19 protein-coding genes are annotated in these 20,375 nt (G+C 35.3%); 14 read left to right on the top strand and 5 right to left on the bottom strand.

The genetic code is table 11. The features are described from left to right. Positions 1-19: 19 nt before the first annotated feature. Entirely contained in the window at positions 20-610 is a 591-nt protein-coding gene (locus tag MQX03_RS04320; RefSeq protein WP_242801779.1) for a class I SAM-dependent methyltransferase, read from the bottom strand. Positions 611-840: 230 nt separating this feature from the next. On the opposite strand from MQX03_RS04320, the gene MQX03_RS04315 reads away from it, so the two are divergent. Further along, positions 841-1,965 (top strand): 1-acyl-sn-glycerol-3-phosphate acyltransferase, encoded by a 1,125-nt coding sequence (locus tag MQX03_RS04315; RefSeq protein WP_242801778.1) that lies wholly within the window; start codon positions 841-843, stop codon positions 1,963-1,965. An 11-nt stretch (positions 1,966-1,976) separates the two neighbouring features. Here MQX03_RS04315 and MQX03_RS04310 read toward each other — a convergent pair whose 3' ends face one another. Then, positions 1,977-2,201: a hypothetical protein gene (locus MQX03_RS04310; RefSeq protein WP_242801777.1), complete on the bottom strand. Its 225-nt coding sequence runs from the start codon at positions 2,199-2,201 to the stop codon at positions 1,977-1,979. A gap of 322 nt (positions 2,202-2,523) precedes the next feature. On the opposite strand from MQX03_RS04310, the gene MQX03_RS04305 reads away from it, so the two are divergent. From MQX03_RS04305 to MQX03_RS04255, 11 genes are all read left to right on the top strand, one after another. Further along, positions 2,524-3,993: a hybrid sensor histidine kinase/response regulator gene (locus MQX03_RS04305; RefSeq protein WP_242801776.1), complete on the top strand. Its 1,470-nt coding sequence runs from the start codon at positions 2,524-2,526 to the stop codon at positions 3,991-3,993. A 4-nt stretch (positions 3,994-3,997) separates the two neighbouring features. After that, positions 3,998-7,621 (top strand): hybrid sensor histidine kinase/response regulator, encoded by a 3,624-nt coding sequence (locus MQX03_RS04300; protein WP_242801775.1) that lies wholly within the window; start codon positions 3,998-4,000, stop codon positions 7,619-7,621. A gap of 15 nt (positions 7,622-7,636) precedes the next feature. Further along, the gene (locus tag MQX03_RS04295; protein ID WP_242801774.1) at positions 7,637-8,002 is read left to right on the top strand and encodes a response regulator; all 366 of its coding nucleotides are present in this window, start codon (positions 7,637-7,639) and stop codon (positions 8,000-8,002) included. Continuing rightward, entirely contained in the window at positions 8,003-8,833 is an 831-nt protein-coding gene (locus MQX03_RS04290; protein WP_242801773.1) for a CheR family methyltransferase, read from the top strand. Positions 8,834-8,840: 7 nt separating this feature from the next. Beyond that, positions 8,841-9,413: a chemotaxis protein CheB gene (locus tag MQX03_RS04285; protein ID WP_242801772.1), complete on the top strand. Its 573-nt coding sequence runs from the start codon at positions 8,841-8,843 to the stop codon at positions 9,411-9,413. A gap of 40 nt (positions 9,414-9,453) precedes the next feature. Next, positions 9,454-9,819, top strand: coding sequence for a response regulator (locus MQX03_RS04280; protein WP_242801771.1), 366 nt, complete (start codon positions 9,454-9,456; stop codon positions 9,817-9,819). A gap of 189 nt (positions 9,820-10,008) precedes the next feature. Continuing rightward, positions 10,009-12,339 carry a TonB-dependent receptor gene (locus tag MQX03_RS04275; RefSeq protein WP_242801770.1) on the top strand — a complete coding sequence of 777 codons (2,331 nt, stop codon included), beginning with the start codon at positions 10,009-10,011 and terminating at the stop codon, positions 12,337-12,339. Positions 12,340-12,343: 4 nt separating this feature from the next. Continuing rightward, positions 12,344-13,153, top strand: coding sequence for a DUF4249 domain-containing protein (locus MQX03_RS04270; RefSeq protein WP_242801769.1), 810 nt, complete (start codon positions 12,344-12,346; stop codon positions 13,151-13,153). Positions 13,154-13,379: 226 nt separating this feature from the next. Beyond that, positions 13,380-13,973, top strand: coding sequence for a (2Fe-2S)-binding protein (locus MQX03_RS04265; protein WP_242801768.1), 594 nt, complete (start codon positions 13,380-13,382; stop codon positions 13,971-13,973). Further along, entirely contained in the window at positions 13,970-14,947 is a 978-nt protein-coding gene (locus MQX03_RS04260) for an FAD binding domain-containing protein (protein ID WP_242801767.1), read from the top strand. The genes MQX03_RS04265 and MQX03_RS04260 overlap by 4 nt, the downstream gene beginning before the upstream one ends. 37 nt (positions 14,948-14,984) lie before the next feature. Continuing rightward, entirely contained in the window at positions 14,985-17,195 is a 2,211-nt protein-coding gene (locus tag MQX03_RS04255; RefSeq protein ID WP_242801766.1) for a xanthine dehydrogenase family protein molybdopterin-binding subunit, read from the top strand. 103 nt (positions 17,196-17,298) lie between these two features. Here the strand turns inward: MQX03_RS04255 and MQX03_RS04250 are convergent, their stop codons facing one another. Further along, positions 17,299-17,676, bottom strand: a complete 378-nt coding sequence (locus tag MQX03_RS04250) for a DoxX family protein (RefSeq protein WP_242801765.1) — start codon at positions 17,674-17,676, stop codon at positions 17,299-17,301. A 181-nt stretch (positions 17,677-17,857) separates the two neighbouring features. Here MQX03_RS04250 and MQX03_RS04245 point away from each other — a divergent pair, with 181 nt between their 5' ends. Further along, positions 17,858-18,124 carry a hypothetical protein gene (locus MQX03_RS04245; RefSeq protein ID WP_242801764.1) on the top strand — a complete coding sequence of 89 codons (267 nt, stop codon included), beginning with the start codon at positions 17,858-17,860 and terminating at the stop codon, positions 18,122-18,124. A 162-nt stretch (positions 18,125-18,286) separates the two neighbouring features. Then, entirely contained in the window at positions 18,287-18,994 is a 708-nt protein-coding gene (locus tag MQX03_RS04240; protein ID WP_242801763.1) for a DUF421 domain-containing protein, read from the top strand. An 84-nt stretch (positions 18,995-19,078) separates the two neighbouring features. Here MQX03_RS04240 and MQX03_RS04235 read toward each other — a convergent pair whose 3' ends face one another. Together MQX03_RS04235 and MQX03_RS04230 are read right to left on the bottom strand one after the other, a co-directional pair. Continuing rightward, positions 19,079-19,501, bottom strand: a complete 423-nt coding sequence (locus MQX03_RS04235; RefSeq protein ID WP_229984783.1) for a hypothetical protein — start codon at positions 19,499-19,501, stop codon at positions 19,079-19,081. 168 nt (positions 19,502-19,669) lie between these two features. After that, on the bottom strand, positions 19,670-20,374 hold the full coding sequence (locus MQX03_RS04230; protein WP_242801762.1) for a lycopene cyclase domain-containing protein: 705 nt from the start codon (positions 20,372-20,374) through the stop codon (positions 19,670-19,672). Position 20,375 lies beyond the last annotated feature (1 nt).

Here is a 20,375-nt window from a genome sequence, read left to right as displayed (position 1 = left end):
ATTAAAAAATATTTCTTTCTCACGACTTGCAGTAAATTAAAAGTTTAAAATAAGAGAAAGCACCAAAATCAACCTCTTTCTCCAATCTGAATTTCTCTAAAGTTTTTAATTTTTCAACATGAAAAACAGATTTAAAATGAAATATTTTTGAGAAAAAATGAAAAGAGTAATCAATCACTTTTAGCCAATTTTTAGGAGTGAAATGATTGAGAATAAATATTTTTCCGTTCGGTTTTAAAACCCGGCAGCTTTCTTCCAATAATTTCTCAGGATTGTCTACGACAGCGATTGTGTGTGATAATACGATGTAATCAAAGTTTTCATCTTGAAATAGAAGGGTTTCTCCGTTCATCTGTAGCAGATTGATATTGCTTGGATTATGTTTTTTGGCAATTTCAAGCATACTCAATGAGGTGTCGATGCCTGTGATCCCATGAGTCTTGTAAAGAGGAAGATGAGCGCCGTTTCCAACGCCTATTTCAAGCAATTTCCCAAACGGAAGAGTATTGATTTCGTGAAAGAGTTTTCGTTTTTGTGGTTTTAAAAATACATCTACCAAAGGGTAGAAAACTGAAAATTTATTGTAAAAATTGGCTGTTTGCTGACTCACTTTTTTAAATTCATTTGGTTTTTTTGCGCATTCATAGACAAATTACGAATTCACTTTCTGGAAATCTAATTTAATTAAAATACTTGAGTTGGAAAAAATGCCTTTGATGTTTTTAATTTTTTCAAAAAATAGAAAGGTATTTGTTACATACAAATGTCATTTGAACTTAGCAAGGACACGTCAATAATTTTTTGTTCTTTTGCAAATTGTTTTTAAACCTTAGAAATTCCATGTCGAAGTTTGATAATATCAGATCTTTTGATGACTGCGAAGTCAATGAAGCAGTGAAAAGTATAGTCCGCCATCCCATGATGAAAGCGCTGATGAATTTCACATTTCCTGAAACTGATGAAAAAATTTGGTCAGAAAATTTGAAAGAAACATATTCAATACACGATTTTCAGAAGAATTTTATCTCGCACACGATTCGGAAAATTTTAGAAACGAGTTCTCAGGGATTAACTCATTCAGGATTTGATCAATTGGATAAAAATACGGCTTATCTCTTTGTGTCAAATCATCGGGATATTATTTTAGATACCTCATTGCTGAATTTGATTTTATTAGAAAATGGTCATGTGATGACCGCTTCAGCCATTGGAGATAATCTGGTTCAACAAACGTTTCTCCACAAATTAGCTAAACTCAACCGAAATTTCTTAGTACAAAGAGGATTGCCGCTTCGTGAACAACTGAAGAGTTCAAAATTGATGTCTGAATACATTTTTCAACTTTTATGTGTGGAAAACCGTTCAGTTTGGATTGCTCAGCGTGAAGGTCGTACCAAAGACGGAAATGACTCAACGCAGCAAGGTATTCTAAAAATGCTTGCGATGGCGGCTGAAGGAATTTCACTCCCAGAATTTTTAAAAAAAATTAAAATTGTTCCGTTATCGATCTCTTATGAATACGATCCTACAGATGTTTTGAAAATGCCCCAACTTTTAGCAAAGCATAACGATGAGATTTATGTAAAAGCCAAAGATGAGGATTTCAATACCATGATGAGTGGAGTATTGGGTCAGAAAAAACGCATTCACCTTCATGCAGGAAAAGTTCTAGAGTCAGAATATAATGAAATTGCAGCTCAATACGATCATAAAAACCGACAATTGCAAGCTATTGCGCAGGTGATCGATGATTCTATTATTCAAAACTATCAGCTTTGGCCAACGAATTTTATCGCTTACGATTTGCTTCACAAAACCAATCAGTTTTCGAAAAACTACACCGAAAAAGAAAAACAATTATTTGAAAGAAGGCTCGAAATGAGAATCGGTATTTCTGATGATGTTTTAAAAGAAGGTTTTTTGGCGATGTATGCAAATCCGGTAATTAATAAGATGAAATACTAAAAGCTTTAATTTTATTCTTCTTTCTTAAAGCTCACCACCTGATATTCTTCGTCAGTACAATACTTTTTGCAGCTTTCATCATCAAAGGCTTCAGGATCTTTTGAAAAATCCTCAATGTGTTTGAAACTTTCGTCAGTGTTTGCAGGAGTGATGACGATGTGATATAATTTTAGCAGAGATTCATCTGCATTTTTCACGGATTCTTTTTTGTGTTTAAGCGCTTCTTGGTAAGTCATAATTTCAATTTTTTATAGTGAAAGCATAGAACAAACTGTGCCAAATTTAAATGTTACAAAACCTTTCAAACATAATTTTATTTTAACGATTGATAATTTAAAAGATGAATTTCTGGTTTAATTTAGTTCTTGTGGTATTTAAGCTATTGAAGATGCGTAGTATTAATACTTTATCAGTAAAATATTATATATTACTAGTTTTCTTATTTTACGATTTACGGACTGAATATTCCTAAAATAATCCTGTGTTTTTTGAAAATTTGTAAGTATTTTTGGTAGCTTAATAAAAGTGTAACCTGTTTACCAGATTATTTTACGTCTTATGATTTTAATTGTTGATGATAACCAAAACAATATTTTTTCGCTAAAAAAATTATTAGAGTCTAAAGACTTTCAGGTTGATACTGCAAGTTCAGGAGAAGAAGCTTTGGGTAAAGCGTTGAAAAATAATTATGCATTGATTATTTTGGATGTTCAGATGCCCGGAATGGACGGCTTTGAAGTTGCCGAAACTTTTGCCGGATACAGCAAAACCAAAGAAATTCCTATTATATTTTTATCTGCCGTCAATACCGATAAAAGATTTATTACCAAAGGATATAAATCGGGAGGGATAGATTATGTGACAAAACCCATCGATCCGGATATTCTGATGTTAAAAGTAAAAACTTTCTACAATCTTCAGGAGAATAATCTTGCGATGAAGAAAGCTCAGCAAAGCCTGGAATTGGAGGTAAAAGGAAGAAGAGAAGCACAGGTTTCTATGAAATCAGAAATTGATCACTTTCAACTTATGCTTGAAGCTTTACCGCAAATTGCATTCACTTTAAATGAGGATGGTATCGTCAACTTCGTCAACAGAAAATGGTTTGAATATTCTGAATCTGACCAGCATTTTCCCGAAACCCATGTCGATGATCTGAATATTGAGGAAGAATTTCAGCGATGTAGGAAGAAAGGAAAAGCGCTTGAGCTGGAAGTAAGAATTAAAAATAGAATTACCGACGATTACAGATATCATTTACTAAGAATGTCTCCTGTTTATCAGAATGAAAAATTAAAAAATTGGGTCGGAACGTTCACTGATATTGAAGACCAGAAAAAGGTGGAAAAAGAAAAGGATGAATTCCTGAGTATTGCCAGCCACGAACTCAAAACTCCATTGACCAGCATTAAAGCATATATGCAGCTGCTGGATCGTAAACTGAAACGCAATACAGAAAATAGTGAAGGAGTCTTCGTAACTAAAGCTTTAGATCAGATAGAAAAGCTAAACACCTTGATTACCGATTTGTTAGATGTTTCTAAAATCGAAAATGGTAAGCTTAAAATCAATAAAAAACCTGCAGATTTAGAAAAACTGATTAACAATACGATTGATACAATTCTGCAGACCAACGATAATCCAAATGTGAAGATTGACCGTCACATCGGGAAAATTAATCAACTTATTCCTTTTGATGCCATCCGTATTGAGCAGGTTTTAATTAATTTTTTAACCAACGCTATCAAATATTCTCCAGAAAACAATCAGGTGATCGTTACAACATTTGTGGATGACGACGAAGTGAAAGTAAGCGTCACCGATTTCGGAATTGGGATTCCTGAGTTTAAGCAGGATGCAGTTTTCCGTAAATTTTACCGTGTTGAAGAATCATCAGTGCAGTTTCAGGGAATGGGCATCGGTTTGTACATTTGTTCTGAAATCATCAAGCAACACCACGGAACCATCGGTCTTTCGAGTAAAGTAGAAGAAGGTTCTACATTTTATTTCACATTACCTTTAAATTAATTTTATGCCGAAAAAAGTGATAAGAAACCTCCAGTTCGGAATTGGATTTTCTCTATTAATTTTAATTGCGAGTTCGGTCGCATCATATCTTAGCATCCAAAATCAGATGCAGCACCGCGAAAGCGTTTCTAAAAGCCGAAGATCAGTTACGGCTGTAAAAGACGTTCTGATTGCACTTTTAGATGCCGAGACTGGAAACCGTGGTTATCAGCTGACCGGTAAAGAAAGTTTTCTTGATCCTTACAACCGAAGTTTAGAAGCATATTCTCAGTCGATAGAAAAGGCAAAATCTCTCGATATCACAGAGTCTTCTCAGTTGGCTCGTCTTAAAGACTTGGAGAAAAATGTTGATGGGAATATCAAGAACCTTAAGCTTTTTGTTGAGAACAGAAGAAAAGGGATTGCTATGACGCAGGAGCAGATTGAAATGAGCAAATTGTACATGGATAAATGCCGAGCTCTCGTTCAGGACTTTGTACAGTTCGAGGAGAGCGGACTTGAGAAAAAAAATAAAGATCTTGACAGATCATCCAACACAACTGTTCTATTCATTGTTTTTTCATCTTTGGCAGCAATAATTGTAACAATCTTTTTCTATGTTAAATTGCGTAACGATTTGATCAGAAGAGATAAACTAGAAAAAGAATTAAAGGCGAAAGATTTAGAAATTTCAAAACGAGTAAACGTCATTCAGCAGGTTGCTAACAGAGTTTCTAACGGCGATTACAACCAAAGAGTGGAAGATGAATACGACGGAGATTTGGGTGATCTAGTAGATTCATTAAATCACATGACTGATTCTCTGAAAATATCTTTTGATAAAATAAATAAAAGCGATTGGAGGCAGAAAGGTTTAGCTTTATTAAATGAATCTTTGGTCGGAAATAAATCGGTGAAGCAGGTTACTAATGACGCTCTCAGCCAATTGATCGATTATGGAAACTGTATCAACGGTGCGATTTATCTGATGGATGATGAAAAATTGAAGTTGAGCAGCTCGTTCGGTTTAGAAAACAGTATGAAGCAGATCTTCGAGTCTGGGGAAGGAATGGTAGGGCAGGTTTTTGCACAGAAAAAACCGAAAGCATTCAATGATTTAAATGAAAATGATTTTGCAGTCACTTTTGCAAGCAGTAAAGTGAAAATCAATGCTATTTTATTGGTTCCCGTAATGTCTGACCGTTTGACGATTGGAGTTTTGGAAGTAAGTTCAAATGAAAACTTTGATCAGGACAAAATCGATTATTTTGTAGAAAGTTCAAGAAATATTGCCATGGCTTTACGATCTGCAAAAAGTCGTGAGAAAGAACAGCGTTTATTGGAGGAAACTCAGGCTCAGTCGGAAGAATTGCAGGTTCAACATTCAGAACTGGAAAATCTGAATACAGAACTCGAAGCGCAGACTCAAAAATTGCAGGCTTCAGAAGAAGAACTGAAAGTGCAGCAGGAAGAACTGATGCAGACCAATACCGAACTGGAAGAACGTTCAAAATTATTAGAAGAAAAAAATCAGCTGATTGCAGAACGAAATATTGAAATTCAGAGAAAAGCTGAGGAATTGGCTTTAAGTACACAATACAAGTCTGAATTCCTGGCAAATATGTCGCACGAACTGCGTACACCATTGAATTCAATCCTTCTTCTATCGCGTTTGATGGCAGAAAACCCTGATGAAAATTTAAATGAAGATCAGATAGAATCTGCAAAAGTGATTCAGAGCTCAGGAAGTAGTTTGCTGACGTTGATTGATGAAATTTTAGATTTAGCAAAAATAGAATCTGGGAAAATGTCTTTGGAATATCAGGATGTTGTGATTGATGAAGTCGTAAAAGATTTGAAAAATTTAATGAATCCTTTGGTTAAAGAAAAAGGAATTGAATTTAATATCAACATTGAAGATGATTTAGCTAAGACCTTAGAAACAGATCGTCTGCGTTTGGATCAGGTTTTGAGAAATCTTCTTTCAAACGCTCTAAAATTCACAAAAGAAGGAAGCGTAGATTTAAACATTAAAAAAGACCCTAAAAATAAAGATTTCATCATTTTCTCGGTAAAAGATACAGGGATTGGAATTCCTGCAGACAAGCAGAAAATTATTTTTGAAGCGTTCCAACAAGCTGACGGATCTACACAGCGTAAATTTGGAGGAACCGGTTTAGGATTATCTATCAGCCGTGAAATTGCCAAATTGTTAGGCGGTTATTTAGATTTAAAAAGTAAAGTCAACGAAGGAAGCGAGTTCAGTTTGATCATTCCAATAAGCGAAAGTCTGAAAGTAAATCAGATTGCTTCAACTGGAAATTCAGATCAGAATTTAGTGGATGTCATTTTAGAAGATGTTGAAGAAATCAAGCAGATTATTGATTATCAGGAAAATGAAATTGAAATGGTATTCAAGCACTTGGAAATTCCAGAAGATGTTGATGATGACCGAAATAACATTTCAGAAGGTGATAAGGTAATATTGATCGTTGAAGACGATACAAATTTTGCCATCGCATTACTAAAGTTTGCCAGAATGCAAAATTACAAAGGTGTTGTGGTTGTGAGAGGCGATCTAGCGTTATCTGCAGCGATGCAATACCGTCCTGCAGCAATTTTATTAGACGTTCAGCTTCCTGTAAAAGATGGCTGGAAGGTAATGGACGAGTTGAAATCTAATTCTCAGACAAAACCAATTCCTGTACACATGATGTCATCACTTCATGTGAAGAAGGAAAGTTTGATGAAAGGAGCAATTGATTTCATTAATAAACCTGTTGCGATGGAACAGATGACAGATGTTTTCAAAAAAATAGAAGATGCCCTTAAAAAATCACCACAGAAGGTTTTAATTGTTGAAGAAAATGCCAAACATGCAAGCGCATTGTCTTATTTCCTGAGCAATTTTGATATTTCTTTGTCAGTAGAAGATAATGTGGAAGACAGTGTAAGAGCCTTCAACAAAGATGGAGTGGACTGTGTGATCTTAGACATTGGAGCAAACAGAAGAAATGCTTACAAAATTATCGAGTCTATTAAAAGCTATGAAGGTTTAGAAAATCTTCCGATAATTATTTTCACAGAACGAAATTTATCAACTTCTGAAGAATTACAAATCAAGCAATATGCTGATTCGATTGTCGTAAAAACGGCGCATTCTTACCAAAGAATTTTAGATGAAGTTGGTTTGTTTTTGCATTTGGTTGAGGAGAAAAACAGCTCGGTAGAAACCATCAGAAATAAAACTTTAGGTTCATTGACAGAAGTTTTGAGTGGTAAAAAAATCTTGATAACCGATGACGACGTCCGCAATATATTCTCATTAACGAAAGCTTTGGAGAAATATAAAGTGGAAGTTGTGCTGGCAATGGACGGAGTTCAGGCTTTAGAGCAAATCAAAGAACATCCTGATGTAGACGTAGTTTTGATGGATATGATGATGCCGAATATGGATGGCTACGAAACGATTCAGGAAATCAGAAAAATGCCGAAGTTCAGAAGACTTCCAATCATTGCTGTAACGGCAAAATCGATGATTGGAGATCGTGACAAATGTATTGAGGCGGGTGCTTCAGATTACATCACAAAACCTGTGGATATCGATCAGTTGCTGTCTCTGTTGCGTGTTTGGTTGTATGAAAGTTAAATCAGAGGTACTCTCATGAAAAAGAAAATTTTGATAGTGGATGATGATCCACGAAATATATTTGCTCTAAAATTAACATTAAAAGCCCGCGGTTTTCAGATGGAAACTTCTACAATGGCGCAGGAAGCGATTCAGATTTTAAAAGATAATCCCACCATTGATTTGGTGTTGATGGACATGATGATGCCTGAAATGGATGGCTATGAAGCGGTTAAAATTATTCGCCAGACACCTTCTATCAAACATATTCCGGTAATCGCAGTGACCGCTCAGGCAATGGAAGAAGACCGACAGAAATGTCTGGATGCAGGAGCTCAGGATTATGTGAAAAAGCCGATTGATGTTGATGTGCTATTAACTGCTATAGAAAAACTGTCTTAAATGCTGGAGCCAAGTATTGTAAAGGACGAAGAAATCGAATTTCTAATCAAAGATGTGTACGACCTGTACGGATACGATTTTTCTTTGTACAGCAGAGCATCTTTCAAAAGACGAGTCAATCGTATTTGTCTGATCGACCGTTTTACCAGCTTTGCAGAATTGCGCTACACAGTTCTCAACGATCCTGATTATCTCAAACATTTCATCGAAGAAATTACGGTAAATGTGACAGAGATGTTCCGTGATCCTTATTTTTTCAAAAAATTGAGAGAAGAAATTCTGCCACAGTTGGGAACATATCCTTTGATCAGGATTTGGGTTGCAGGTTGTTCTACTGGCGAAGAAGCATATTCGATGGCAATTTTACTGAAGGAAGCCAATCTGTATCATAAATGTCTGATTTACGGAACAGATATTAATCCATCAGTTTTAGAAACGGCAAGATCAGGCGTTTTTCCGATGCATCAGATGAAAGTATATTCTGAAAACTATATGCTTTCGGGAGGAAAAGAAGACTTTTCAGATTATTACACTGCGAATTATGACAGTGCAAGGTTTGATAAAAGCCTGCAGGAAAAACTGATTTTATCGACGCATAATTTGGTTTCAGACAGCTCGTTCAACAGCTTTCAGTTGATTATCTGCAGAAATGTTTTGATTTATTTCGAAAAAGCTTTGCAGGAACGTGTTTTTAATCTTTTTGATGCAAGTTTAGAAAATTTGGGTTATCTGGCCTTAGGTTCGAAAGAAACTTTGCGGTTTTCTAATTTAGATAAATCTTATCATCAGATTGAAGACCAAAAAATTTGGAAAAAAGTAGATCATCAATAGATTCAGCATGAAAACACAAATGAGCCATACTGAATTAATTGTCATCGGAGGATCTGCAGGAAGTCTTCAGGTGATTATGGAAATGATCAAAAAGCTGGACGAAAATATGAATTTTCCGATTGTTTTGGTTGTTCATAGAAAAGCGTACTCAACGAGTATTCTGCCGACTTTATTGCAGCAATTTACTTCAATGAAAGTGATTGAAATTGAAGATAAAACAGAGGTTCAGAAGAATGAGATTTACATCGTTCCTGCTGATTATCATTTGTTGTTTGAAAGTAAAAATACAGTATCACTCGACAGTTCAGAAAAGATGAATTACTCGCGTCCGTCGATTGATGTGACTTTCAAATCTGCAGCTGAGATGTTTGGTGAAAACCTGATCGGAGTTTTGCTTTCAGGAGCCAGTGCAGATGGCGTGGAAGGTTTAAAATATATTAAAAAAAATAAAGGAATCGTCTGGATTCAAAATCCGGAAACCGCTGAAGTCGATTATATGCCGAAGCAGGCATTAGAGAGGGTTGATTATGATCTGTTAGTTGATCCTAAAGATTTGGCGGAGTTAATTAATCAGTTGTAAGTAGTAAAATAATTTCAATTAAATAAAATAAATTAAATATATGAACAAGAAGAAAATTTTGATTTTTGATGATGATAAAGTGATTCTTGAAGTGATCAGCATCATTTTTGAAGAAGGCGGCTATGACGTTGAGATTTCAGAAACGTCGCACGACATCATACAAAAGGTTTCACAGTTTCAACCAGACGTGATTTTGATGGATAATTGGATCCCTAATATCGGTGGTGTAGAAGCAACAAAGCTTTTGAAAAGCCATGAAGAATACAAAAATATTCCTGTAATCTATGTAACTGCCAATAATGATATTGTGGCTTTAGCAAAGAGTGCACAGGCAGATGATTACGTGGCGAAACCTTTTAATCTGGAAGATTTGGAGGAGAAAGTGGCTAAACATATTAAAGATTGATAAGATATCTATCGATATCAATTGATGAACATCCTCAATTTAAGAGATTGAGGATTTTTTATGAACAAAATTTCACATACACAAAGGCAATTTAAAATATATTTATCCGTTTATTCACTTTCAAGTCCACTTAATAAAAGCTTATCTTTAGGCTTTCAAATAAACTATTTTCTTAATAAACATCGAATAATGCAAGCAATCTATTGTAGAATTTTCACCACAATCGGGCTTTCGGTTTTCAGCATTACTGCTTTTGCTCAGGAACGGAGAACGATCAGTGGAACGGTACGAGACGGAAAGAATGGTGAACTCGTCATCGGAGCCACCATCAAAGTAGAAGAAGACCCAACCATCAATATCACAGCCAACGAATATGGTTTTTATTCACTTTCTCTGCCGCAGGGAAATTATACAATTGCCGTTGCATACGGAGGTTACGAGAACTATAGACAGACCGTACATCTTGATCAGAATGTAAAGTTAGATTTGATTCTGAGCCAGGAAAAAGAAAGAACTGCACAAATTGATGAAGTCATCATTTCAGCAGTGAAAAAAGATAAAAATCTGACTTCAGCTCAGATGGGAACCGAAACTTTGAGCATCAAAAGCATCGAAAAACTTCCTGTTTTGTTTGGTGAAAAAGATGTTTTGAAAACAATTCAGCTGTTACCGGGAATTAAGAGCAATGGCGAAGGCAGCAGCGGATTCAGTGTAAGAGGAGGCGCAACCGATCAGAATTTAATTTTATTGGATGAAGCACCGGTTTATAATGCATCACACTTACTAGGTTTTTTCAGCACGTTCAACAGTGATGCACTGAAAGATGCAAGCATTATTAAAGGGAACAGTCCGGCACAATACGGAGGTCGACTTTCTTCGGTGATGGATGTGAAAATGAAAGACGGAAACAATAAAGACTACAACGTCAACGGAGGAATTGGTTTGATTAGCAGCCGATTGAGTGTAGAAGGACCGATTCAGAAAGAAAAATCTTCATTCATTGTTTCGGGAAGAAGAACGTATGCTGATGTTTTCCTGAAAGCGACTGATGATTTTAAAGACAGCAAGCTTTACTTTTATGATTTAAATTTAAAAGCCAATTATCAAATTAACGAAAACAACCGTTTGTATATTTCTGGATATTTCGGACGGGATGTTTTAGGATTAGGGAATACATTTTCTACCGATTGGGGAAATACGACAGCAACTGTACGATGGAACAGCATTATCAACAGTAAATTATTCTCAAATACGTCATTCATTTACAGCAATTACGATTACAAAGTCAGTCTATCGAGCAACAACAATACTTTCGGATTAGATTCACAAATTCAGGATTGGAATCTGAAACAGGATTTCTCATGGTTTGCCGGGAATAAGCATTCAGTTCGTTTTGGTTTACAGTCTATTTATCATACGATTACGCCAAGCAGTGCTTCGGGAACGAGTGTAAGCAGTTTTCCGAGAAATTCGAGATATTCTTGGGAAAATGCATTTTATATCAATGACGATTTTAAAGCAACAGAAAAGTTGACGGTCAATTATGGTTTAAGACTGTCGATGTTCAGCGTTTTGGGTGGAGATACTTTCAATACCTATGACAATGGAGTTTTAACCGAAAGCCGATTTTTAGAAAAAGGAAAATTCGGAAAAACGTATGTTAATTTGGAACCGCGAATTACTGCCAACTACAGAATCAATGAAGTGAGCAGCATTAAAGGTGGATATGCTAGAAATACTCAGAATCTTCACTTGCTCAGCAACAGCAGCAGCGGAAACCCTACTGATCAGTGGATTGGAAGTAGCTATTCGGTAAAGCCTGAAATTGCGGATCAAATAAGTGCCGGATATAGCAGAAATTTCAACAACAATAATTACGAAATCAATGCAGAAGTGTATTACAAAACGATGCAGAATCAGATTGATTTTAAAAACGGGGCAGAAATCACTTTCGATGCTGCCGCTGATGTTGAAGGTGAATTGTTGTTTGGAAAAGGCAGAGCTTACGGTTTAGAAGTCATCGCAAAAAAGAAAAGCGGAAAACTGACAGGCTGGATTTCTTACACCTTATCAAAAACAGAAAGAAAAATAAACGGAATCAACGATAACAATTGGTACAATGCCAGACAGGATAAAACCCACGACTTATCAGTTGTTGCAACGTATGAATTGAATCAAAAATGGTCGTTCTCAGGGTTGTTTGTGTACAGCACAGGAAATGCAGTGACTTTCCCGACTGGGAAGTATGATTTGCTTGGACAAACGATTTTCCAATACAGCAAACGAAATGCTGACAGAATGCCCGCTTACCACAGAATGGATTTGAGCGCAACCTACGAACCCAATAAAAACAAACGTTGGAAAAGCTCATGGTCTTTCGGGATTTATAATGTGTACGGAAGAGAAAATGCCTACACCATTGCCTTCGAAGACAACCCAGATAATCCTGGAACAACCAGAGCAATGCAGACTTCACTCTTCAAGTTTGTTCCGAATATAACGTATAATTTTAAATTTTAATTTGATGAAAAACATATTTTTAATTATTGTTTCACTGTTTTTATTCACGAGTTGTGAGAAAGAAATTGACTTAGATTTAGAGGATCAAAGCGGAAATATCGTCATTGAAGCTAACGTAACCAATCAACCTGGACCTTATCAGGTGAAAATTACCAAATCGGTAGCATTTACAGAAAATAATATATATCCAATTGTAAGTAATGCTGTTGTTATTTTAAGTGATAACACCGGACAAACCGAAACCTTAAACCATGTAGGTCAGGGGATTTACGAAACCACGACTTTTACAACCGCACCCGGTAGAACGTATTCTTTAAAAGTTTCGGCAGAAGGAAAAGAATATACAGCGACGAGTACTATGCCGCAACCTGTTGTGCTTGAGGATTTGCAGCAGGATTCATTCTTGGTTGCTGGCGAATTATCGTATACACTTTTACCTATTTTTACAGATCCGGCAACTTTAGGAAACAGATATCTTTTCAGTTATACTTTAAATAGTAATCCGAAAAAAACATTTGAAGCGTTTTCTGATAATGTTAACAATGGAATGCTCAACCAAAGACCTTTGTTGCTTCCAAATGATGATGAAGACGGTGAAAGTGAAAAAACAAAAGTAGGTGACACAATTAATGTTGAAATGCAATGTATTGATACCAACGTTTTTACCTATTTTTCCTCATTATTACAAATTATCGATGGTGGCGGTCCCGGTGGCGGAATTACCCCTTCCAATCCGCCAAGCAACATCAGCAATGGTGCATTGGGATATTTTTCGGCACATACAGTCAGCAAAAAGAGTTATGTGATTCAGTAATATCATTTTAAACTTAAAAATACAATCCGACAGAAAATACTTTGTCGGATTTTTTGCGTTATAAATTATTTAATTTATTTCCATTATAAATTAGACTCTGAGGCTAGAAGTTTAGATTCAATCATAAGTTTTGCATAAAGTTTTGATTAAATTTGAAATAGTTGAATTAGTCATTGAGTTTAAATTCAAATAAAACTTACCAAGTCTCTCCTAAAAAACATCAGATATGTCTGACTCTACCAATCAAAACAGAAGATCCTTCCTGAAAAGCACGGCTATTGTAGCAATTTTCGCATCAATTCCAACGTCAGTAAAAGCTTTTTATCAGGATGTAAAAGATTTTATTCTTCCAAAGAAAACTGTCTTACCGATAAAAATTTCTGTCAACAAAAAAGTACACGAAATTAAAACAGACAGTCGCTCAACCTTGTTAGATGTTCTTCGTGAAAATCTAAATCTTACCGGAACGAAAAAAGGCTGCGACCACGGGCAATGTGGAGCTTGTACGGTTCATATTGATGGCGAAAGAGCACTAAGCTGCCTGACTTTGGTAGCAATGGTTCCCGGTAAAGAAGTAACCACAATTGAAGGTTTATCGAGCGGTGATCAGCTTCATCCCATGCAGGAAGCCTTTATAGAATGTGACGGTTTTCAATGTGGATATTGCACCCCGGGACAAATCATGTCTGCTGTGGCCTGTGTAAAAGAAGGTCATACCAATTCGGTAGAAGAAATTAAGGAATTCATGAGCGGAAATCTCTGTCGTTGTGGTGCCTACAACGGAATTGTAGAATCTATCCAAAAAGTTGCAGCGCTATGAAACCATTTACATTTGAAAAAGCAAAAAATTCTGCTGAAGCTTTAAAATTAAAGAGTTCAAACAGAGATTTTATATCAGGCGGAACCAATATTGTCGATCTTCTCAAGAAAAATATCGCACAACCCGACGGAATGGTTGATGTTTCATCGGCCTTGTCTAGCGAAATTAAATGGTCTGAAAAGTCAGTTAGTTTGGGAGCAATGGTTAGAAATACTGCGTTGACTACAAATTCTAATTTGCTTAAAAATTATCCCTTAATCACTAAAGCAGTTTTAGCGGGAGCTTCACCACAAATAAGAAATATGGCAAGTACAGCAGGAAATCTCTTGCAACGAACCAGATGTCCATACTTTTATGATGTGACCACTCCATGCAACAAAAGGAAAAAAGGAAGTGGTTGTAGTGCTTTGATTGGGGATAATAAAATGAGTGCTGTTGTGGGTTACAATGACCAATGTGTTGCAGTTCATCCATCAGATTTATGTATTTCTCTAAGTGCGTTGGATGCCAATGTTCATGGACTTACTTCTAAAGACGAAAAGTTTATGATTCCATTTAAAGATTTCCATAAATTACCTGAAAATACACCATGGTTAGATAATAATTTACCTCAAAACGCTTTAATCACTCATATTGAAGTTCCGAAAAATGAATTTTATAAAAAATATGCTTACGTAAAGTTACGTGAACGGACCTCTTACGCTTTTGCGATGATTTCTGTAGCATCAGCTTTACAAATGGAAGGAAATACAATCAAAGATGCAAGATTAGCTTCTGGCGGTGTTGCACACAAACCATGGAGATGGTACGAAGCAGAAGACTATCTGAAAGGTAAAAAAGCTTCTGAAGAAATATTTAAAAAAGCTGCAGAAATTGCAACAGAAAAAGTAAAGCCTCTGGCTCAAAACGGTTACAAAGTTCCGATGTTGAAGGGAGCTATCGAACTGGCTTTGCAAAATGCTTCCAAACTATAAACTGTTTTATTTCTAACAAATTTTAAAAAGTAAAAACATGGGATTTTTTGACGATAAAACTGATTTTGTACTACCTGTTGAAGGTCGTGTAGAAGGAATTGCAAAGGTAAAAGGACAAGGGAAATATGCCGCCGAATATAAAGTAGACAACCTCTGTTATGGCGTTTTGGTGACGAGTGAAATCGCATCTGGTTCAATTAAATCGATTAACACCGATGCCGCAAAACAGGCTGAAGGATTACTCGATATTATTTCACACCTTAAAAAACCTTCAGTTCCGGGGTTTGTGGATGAATCGAAGATAAAAGAATCAAAATTCGGACTTCCGGTTTTCCATACCGATAAGATTTATTTTAAAGGACAACCTATTGCTTTAGTAATTGCTGAAACTTTGGAAGAAGCTACTTATGCTGCATCTTTAGTGAAAGTAGAATTTACAACTGCTCCTTTTGAAGTAGATTTTAATCAGGCTAAAAATAAAGTAGAATTAAAACCTGCCGGAAAGGAAAGAGGTAACGAAAAAAGTTGGAGCAATTCACCATTTACGATAGACCAACAATACAACATCGCAGCCGAAATTCACAATCCAATGGAAATGCATGCAACTATTGCACATTGGTATGCAGAAGATAAATTAAGATTACACGATAAAAATCAGGGAGTCAATAGCGTACAGAAAACATTTTCCGGATTATTCGGAATTCCTGTCGATAATATACAGGTCATCAGCGAGTTTGTAGGTGGCGGTTTTGGTTCGGGTTTAAAAGTGTGGCCGCACGCTTTGGCTGCGATTTTGGGAGCTAAACAAGTCAACAGACCCGTCAAGTTGATGCTGACAAGGCCTCAGATGTTTCACTCTGTTGGTTATAGGCCTGCATCTTGGCAGAGAATAAAATTAGGTGCCAATCAGGACGGTAAAATTACGGGAGTTTTGCATCAGGCAAAAAATGGTTGTGCTATTTATGATTCTTTTAGTGATGGAATTACAAGAGTGACAAGATTGATTTACCAATTTGATAATCTTAAAACTGAAAATGCAGTCGTTCCTTTAAATCTCAGTGCACCAACATGGATGCGTGGCCCCGGCGACTGCACTGGTGATTTTGCAGTAGAATCTGCTTTAGATGAATTGAGCTATCAATTGAAAATGGATCCTGTTGAACTCAGATATAAAAATTTAGCAACAGAAAAAAATCCTGAAACGGGATTGCCTTGGTCTACAAATTTCTTGAAAGAAGCCATAGAAAAAGGTGCTAAAATGATCAGCTGGAATTTACGCAAGCCTACACCGGTAGCAACCATTGAAGGCGATTGGAAAATTGGATATGGAATGGCAGTCGGAATGTGGAATGCCGGACGAAACAAAGCCGGAGCAGGAATTAAAATGACCAAAGATGGAAATATTGTTCTGCAAACCGCAATGACCGACATCGGAACGGGAACTGGAACTGGAATGGTGAATATTATGCATGAGCGTTCCGGTATTTCACGAAATAAAATAAAAATTGAATTAGGAAATTCAGATTTGCCACCTGCTGGAAGTCAGGGCGGAAGTACAGGTTTATCATCAATCAGTGGAGCTGTGGCTGCAGTTTGTGACGCATTAAAATTAAAGCTTGCTGAATATGCTTCTGTGTCAAATCAAAAATTTCAAAATGCTGCAGTTGCAGATATCATACTTTCAGACAAAGGCATTTCTTTTCAGAAAGAAGGTGATAATTTCCTTTCCTATCATGATATTTTCAGTAAAAATAATTTAAATCTAATTGAAGTGGAAGCTTCATCAGAAGCGGGTGAAGAGAAGAAGAAGTTTTCTTTCTGTTCCTCAGCTGCGCATTTTTGTAAGGTAAAAGTAAATACCAAAACCGGAAAAGTAGTTGTCGATAAAATGGTTGTTGTTGTAGACGGTGGGAAAATCATTAATCAAAAACCGGCTGCCAATCAAATTTCCGGTGCTGCAGTTGGTGGAATCGGCATGGCTTTGATGGAAAAGATGTCTGTTGATGAGAAATTGGGAAGCATTATCGCCAATGATTTGGCAGGATATCATTTCCCTGTCAACGCAGACGCACCAATAATTGAAGTTGTGTTTATCAATAAACCTGATTTAAATCTTAACCCAAGTGGAGCAAAAGGTTTGGGTGAAGTAGGAATTATTGGTGCTGCGCCGGCGCTTGCCAATGCAATCTATAATGCAACCGGAAAACGTTTCAGGAATTTACCGATTACTCCGGATCAGTTTTTTTAGTTTAAGATTTTAATTTACTTCCAATCCGGCAAATACAAATTTTACCGCAAAATAGTTGAATTAAATCTATTGTTGCGGTTTAGTTTAAAGCTTAATTTAGAGATTATCTACCCAAAGATTTCAAAGCCCATGCAATAAGAAGCGGTTGCATAAATAATCTAACCATTCTTTTGTTGTCGGTATCTAAAACAAAGGCATCTTTTCTATTTTGATACTGCGAAATATTTCCCGGGAAGACAGCTGTGAAAAAAATGGCAGTGATTTTACCTAATGTTGAACGGTATTTTTTCGGGGTAGAAATAATACTTGCGTCCAAAGCAATTTCAACAATTCCGGAATATACAACGGTCTCATCTTTTTCTAACGGAACCCAATCGGGAACCTGAGCCTGAAAGTCTTTTCTGGCAAAAGTAAGGTGAGCAATTCCTGCTGTAACGAGCATAGTTCCGAGGGCAATTCTTGATATGTTTTTGGTGTTCATAATGAATATTTTATTTTTTAATAAAGACAAAATCGAGACCATTTAAGAAAAGTTATTTATTTAATAATTAAATTCAATATTTACTTTAGTAAATAATTATATCGTGTTGATAATGTGATTGTAATCATAATTAATTCAATTAAAATTCGTATATTAGCAATCACTACCAAATCTAAAATTTATGGAACGAATTAAATTTTTTCTAGACGATATGCCGTTTCAGAAGGCAAAGAAAACGATTGTTGAAAATGGTATTAATTTTAATGAAATAAAAGAATTCTTATGTGAAGCTGATAACTACAGTTTTGATCAGATAAGATTAAAATTAAAACCAAATTTAAATAAAATTGTTATCGACATTGCAACAGGAATACGCTATCCGGCATTTGATGATTTTACATCTAAAATCCAGCAGAGTAAATATGGATGTTATTTCGATTTGAAATAATTTTTCAAAAATTTACAAGACATTAAACTTTAATAAAGTTTTTAAGCAATTTATATTAAAAGTGAGAACCTTCGAATTTGAATTTCAGATTCGGAGGTTTTTTTAATTTAATTAATTTTTCATTGGCTTATTTTTTGACCTTACAACCGAAATTATATCACTATGTTTCTCTCAATATTTTTAAATTTTAGCTGGAAAGAATTTCTTTTGGGTGGCGAAGAATGGATCTTTCTGCTTGAAATTGTTTTGCGTACCATCATCATGTTTCTTACCATTATTATTGGTTTAAGGGTTTTAGGGAAAAGAGGGGTGAAACAATTATCTGTTTTTGAGCTGGTCGTTATTATCGGGTTGGGTTCTGCAGCAGGTGATCCTATGTTTTATAAAGATGTAGGAATCATGTCTTCGATTATTGTTTTTATTGTTATTATTTTGGTTTACAGTCTTTTGACTTATCTTATCGGAAGATTTAAAAAGCTTGAAAATTTACTAGAAGGAAAACCGATATGTCTTATACAAGACGGTGTCTTTTTAGTCGATAATTTCAAAAAAGAAAATTTAGGCAGCGACGAATTTTTTTCTGAATTACGATTAAAAGGAGTTTCACATTTGGGTCAGATAGAAACAGCTATTGAAGAGACTTCTGGAGATATTAGTGTGTTTTTTTATGATGAGAAAGATATCAAATTTGGTCTGCCGATAATGCCGCATTCTTTAGATTATCCTTTAAAAAACATTTCGAAAGAAAGTCATTACTCTTGTACATTCTGTGGATATACAGAAGAAAAACAAGTCGGAAATGCCGGAACCTGCAAAAATTGCTGTAAAGAAAATTGGGTTGAGGCGGGTAATAAAAAACGAATAACATAATATCAATATAAAAATCCCCAACTTAAAATAAGCTGGGGATTTTCTGTTGTAAGAACATATATAATTTGATTTGGGCGGTGGTTTCTACGCTACTGCTTCATTTTTAAATATATTCTTCATAGAAACTCCTGTTTCTTTTCCGAAAAGACAAGAGAATATATTTTGAAATTCATGAATGTACTTGCATTTAATTGTATTTCCATAAATCTTCAAACCTTCAACGATTTTCTTTGAACTTAAATCAATATCATACTTGATAAATGATTCCGGTCTTTCGTATCTGATTCTGTGATCTGAACTATAAGTTCTAGAAAACCCGAATTTTACTAACCAATCTTCATTGATGGTAATGGGGTTAATAGAATCTGCAGGTACAGCCAAAGATTGATAGTCATTTTCAATCTTTACAGAATAATCATTATTCTCATTGTGAAAAATCTCTGTAATCGTGAAAATCTGGCCTCTATAGTCTACCAGATTTTTAATTTTCAAATCTGTTACTTTCATAATAATAGTGTGGTTTGATTAATAGTTTGCAAATACTATGCCTCGCATTGCTCATGTGGTATGTAATATGATAAATAATTCTAAATTTTAGGTAAATTAGTTGTTAACTAAATTTTCAAACCCAGTTTAGCTTAGAAAAGTCTTCAATACTCATTAAATCTCAGTTTTCTATATCAAATCAGGATTGTTTTCTTCTTTTTTAAATTTGTAAAATAAAAAGATGTTCCACAGAATCATTTCGTAACCATAAACCATGTCTTCGATAGGTATCGTTAAGATTCTTAATCCAATTATTTTCTCAGGATTGTAGTTGACGATAGGAGAGTCGAGCCCAGTTCCGGTGAGAATTCCGTTGACTGCGAGAAATCCGGGCATTAATATTAAATAAATAAAGGAAGCTTTACCAATCCATCTTGTTTTCAAGATAAAATATAGAATGAAAAGACTGATTGCTGTGGTTAGAAATGTCACGAAAGGATAAATTTTGTTCTCAAAATAAACCGCTAAACAAAGTAAAAGAGTTATTGAGATAATGACAAATATCTTTTCAACACCTTCTTTCCAATCGAGTTTAAAGAATTTATCTAAACAAAAATAAGTAAACACACATGAAAAAGGAATGCAGATAAAAAACATCAACTCTTCAATCGGAAGTCCGAATAATCTTTTTCCGATTAAATATCGGTCATTAAACCACCAAACTCCAATATCAGTAAACCAAACGTCCCAAACGATAAAAAATATGGCCACTAAAAATGAAGCCATCAAAAATGCTTTAAAATGCTTGTGAAACCTTATCTTCGGATGAAATGAAAATAAAAAACAGATAATTACAGTGAAAAAATTAATTGCCAAATACGTGTATTGCCACATG

The organism is Chryseobacterium aahli (genome assembly GCF_022699665.1).
Taxonomy (GTDB): Bacteria; Bacteroidota; Bacteroidia; order Flavobacteriales; family Weeksellaceae; genus Chryseobacterium; species Chryseobacterium aahli.
The sequence above is the reverse complement of the archived record's forward strand: the minus strand, read 5'-3'. Positions and strand labels throughout refer to the sequence as shown.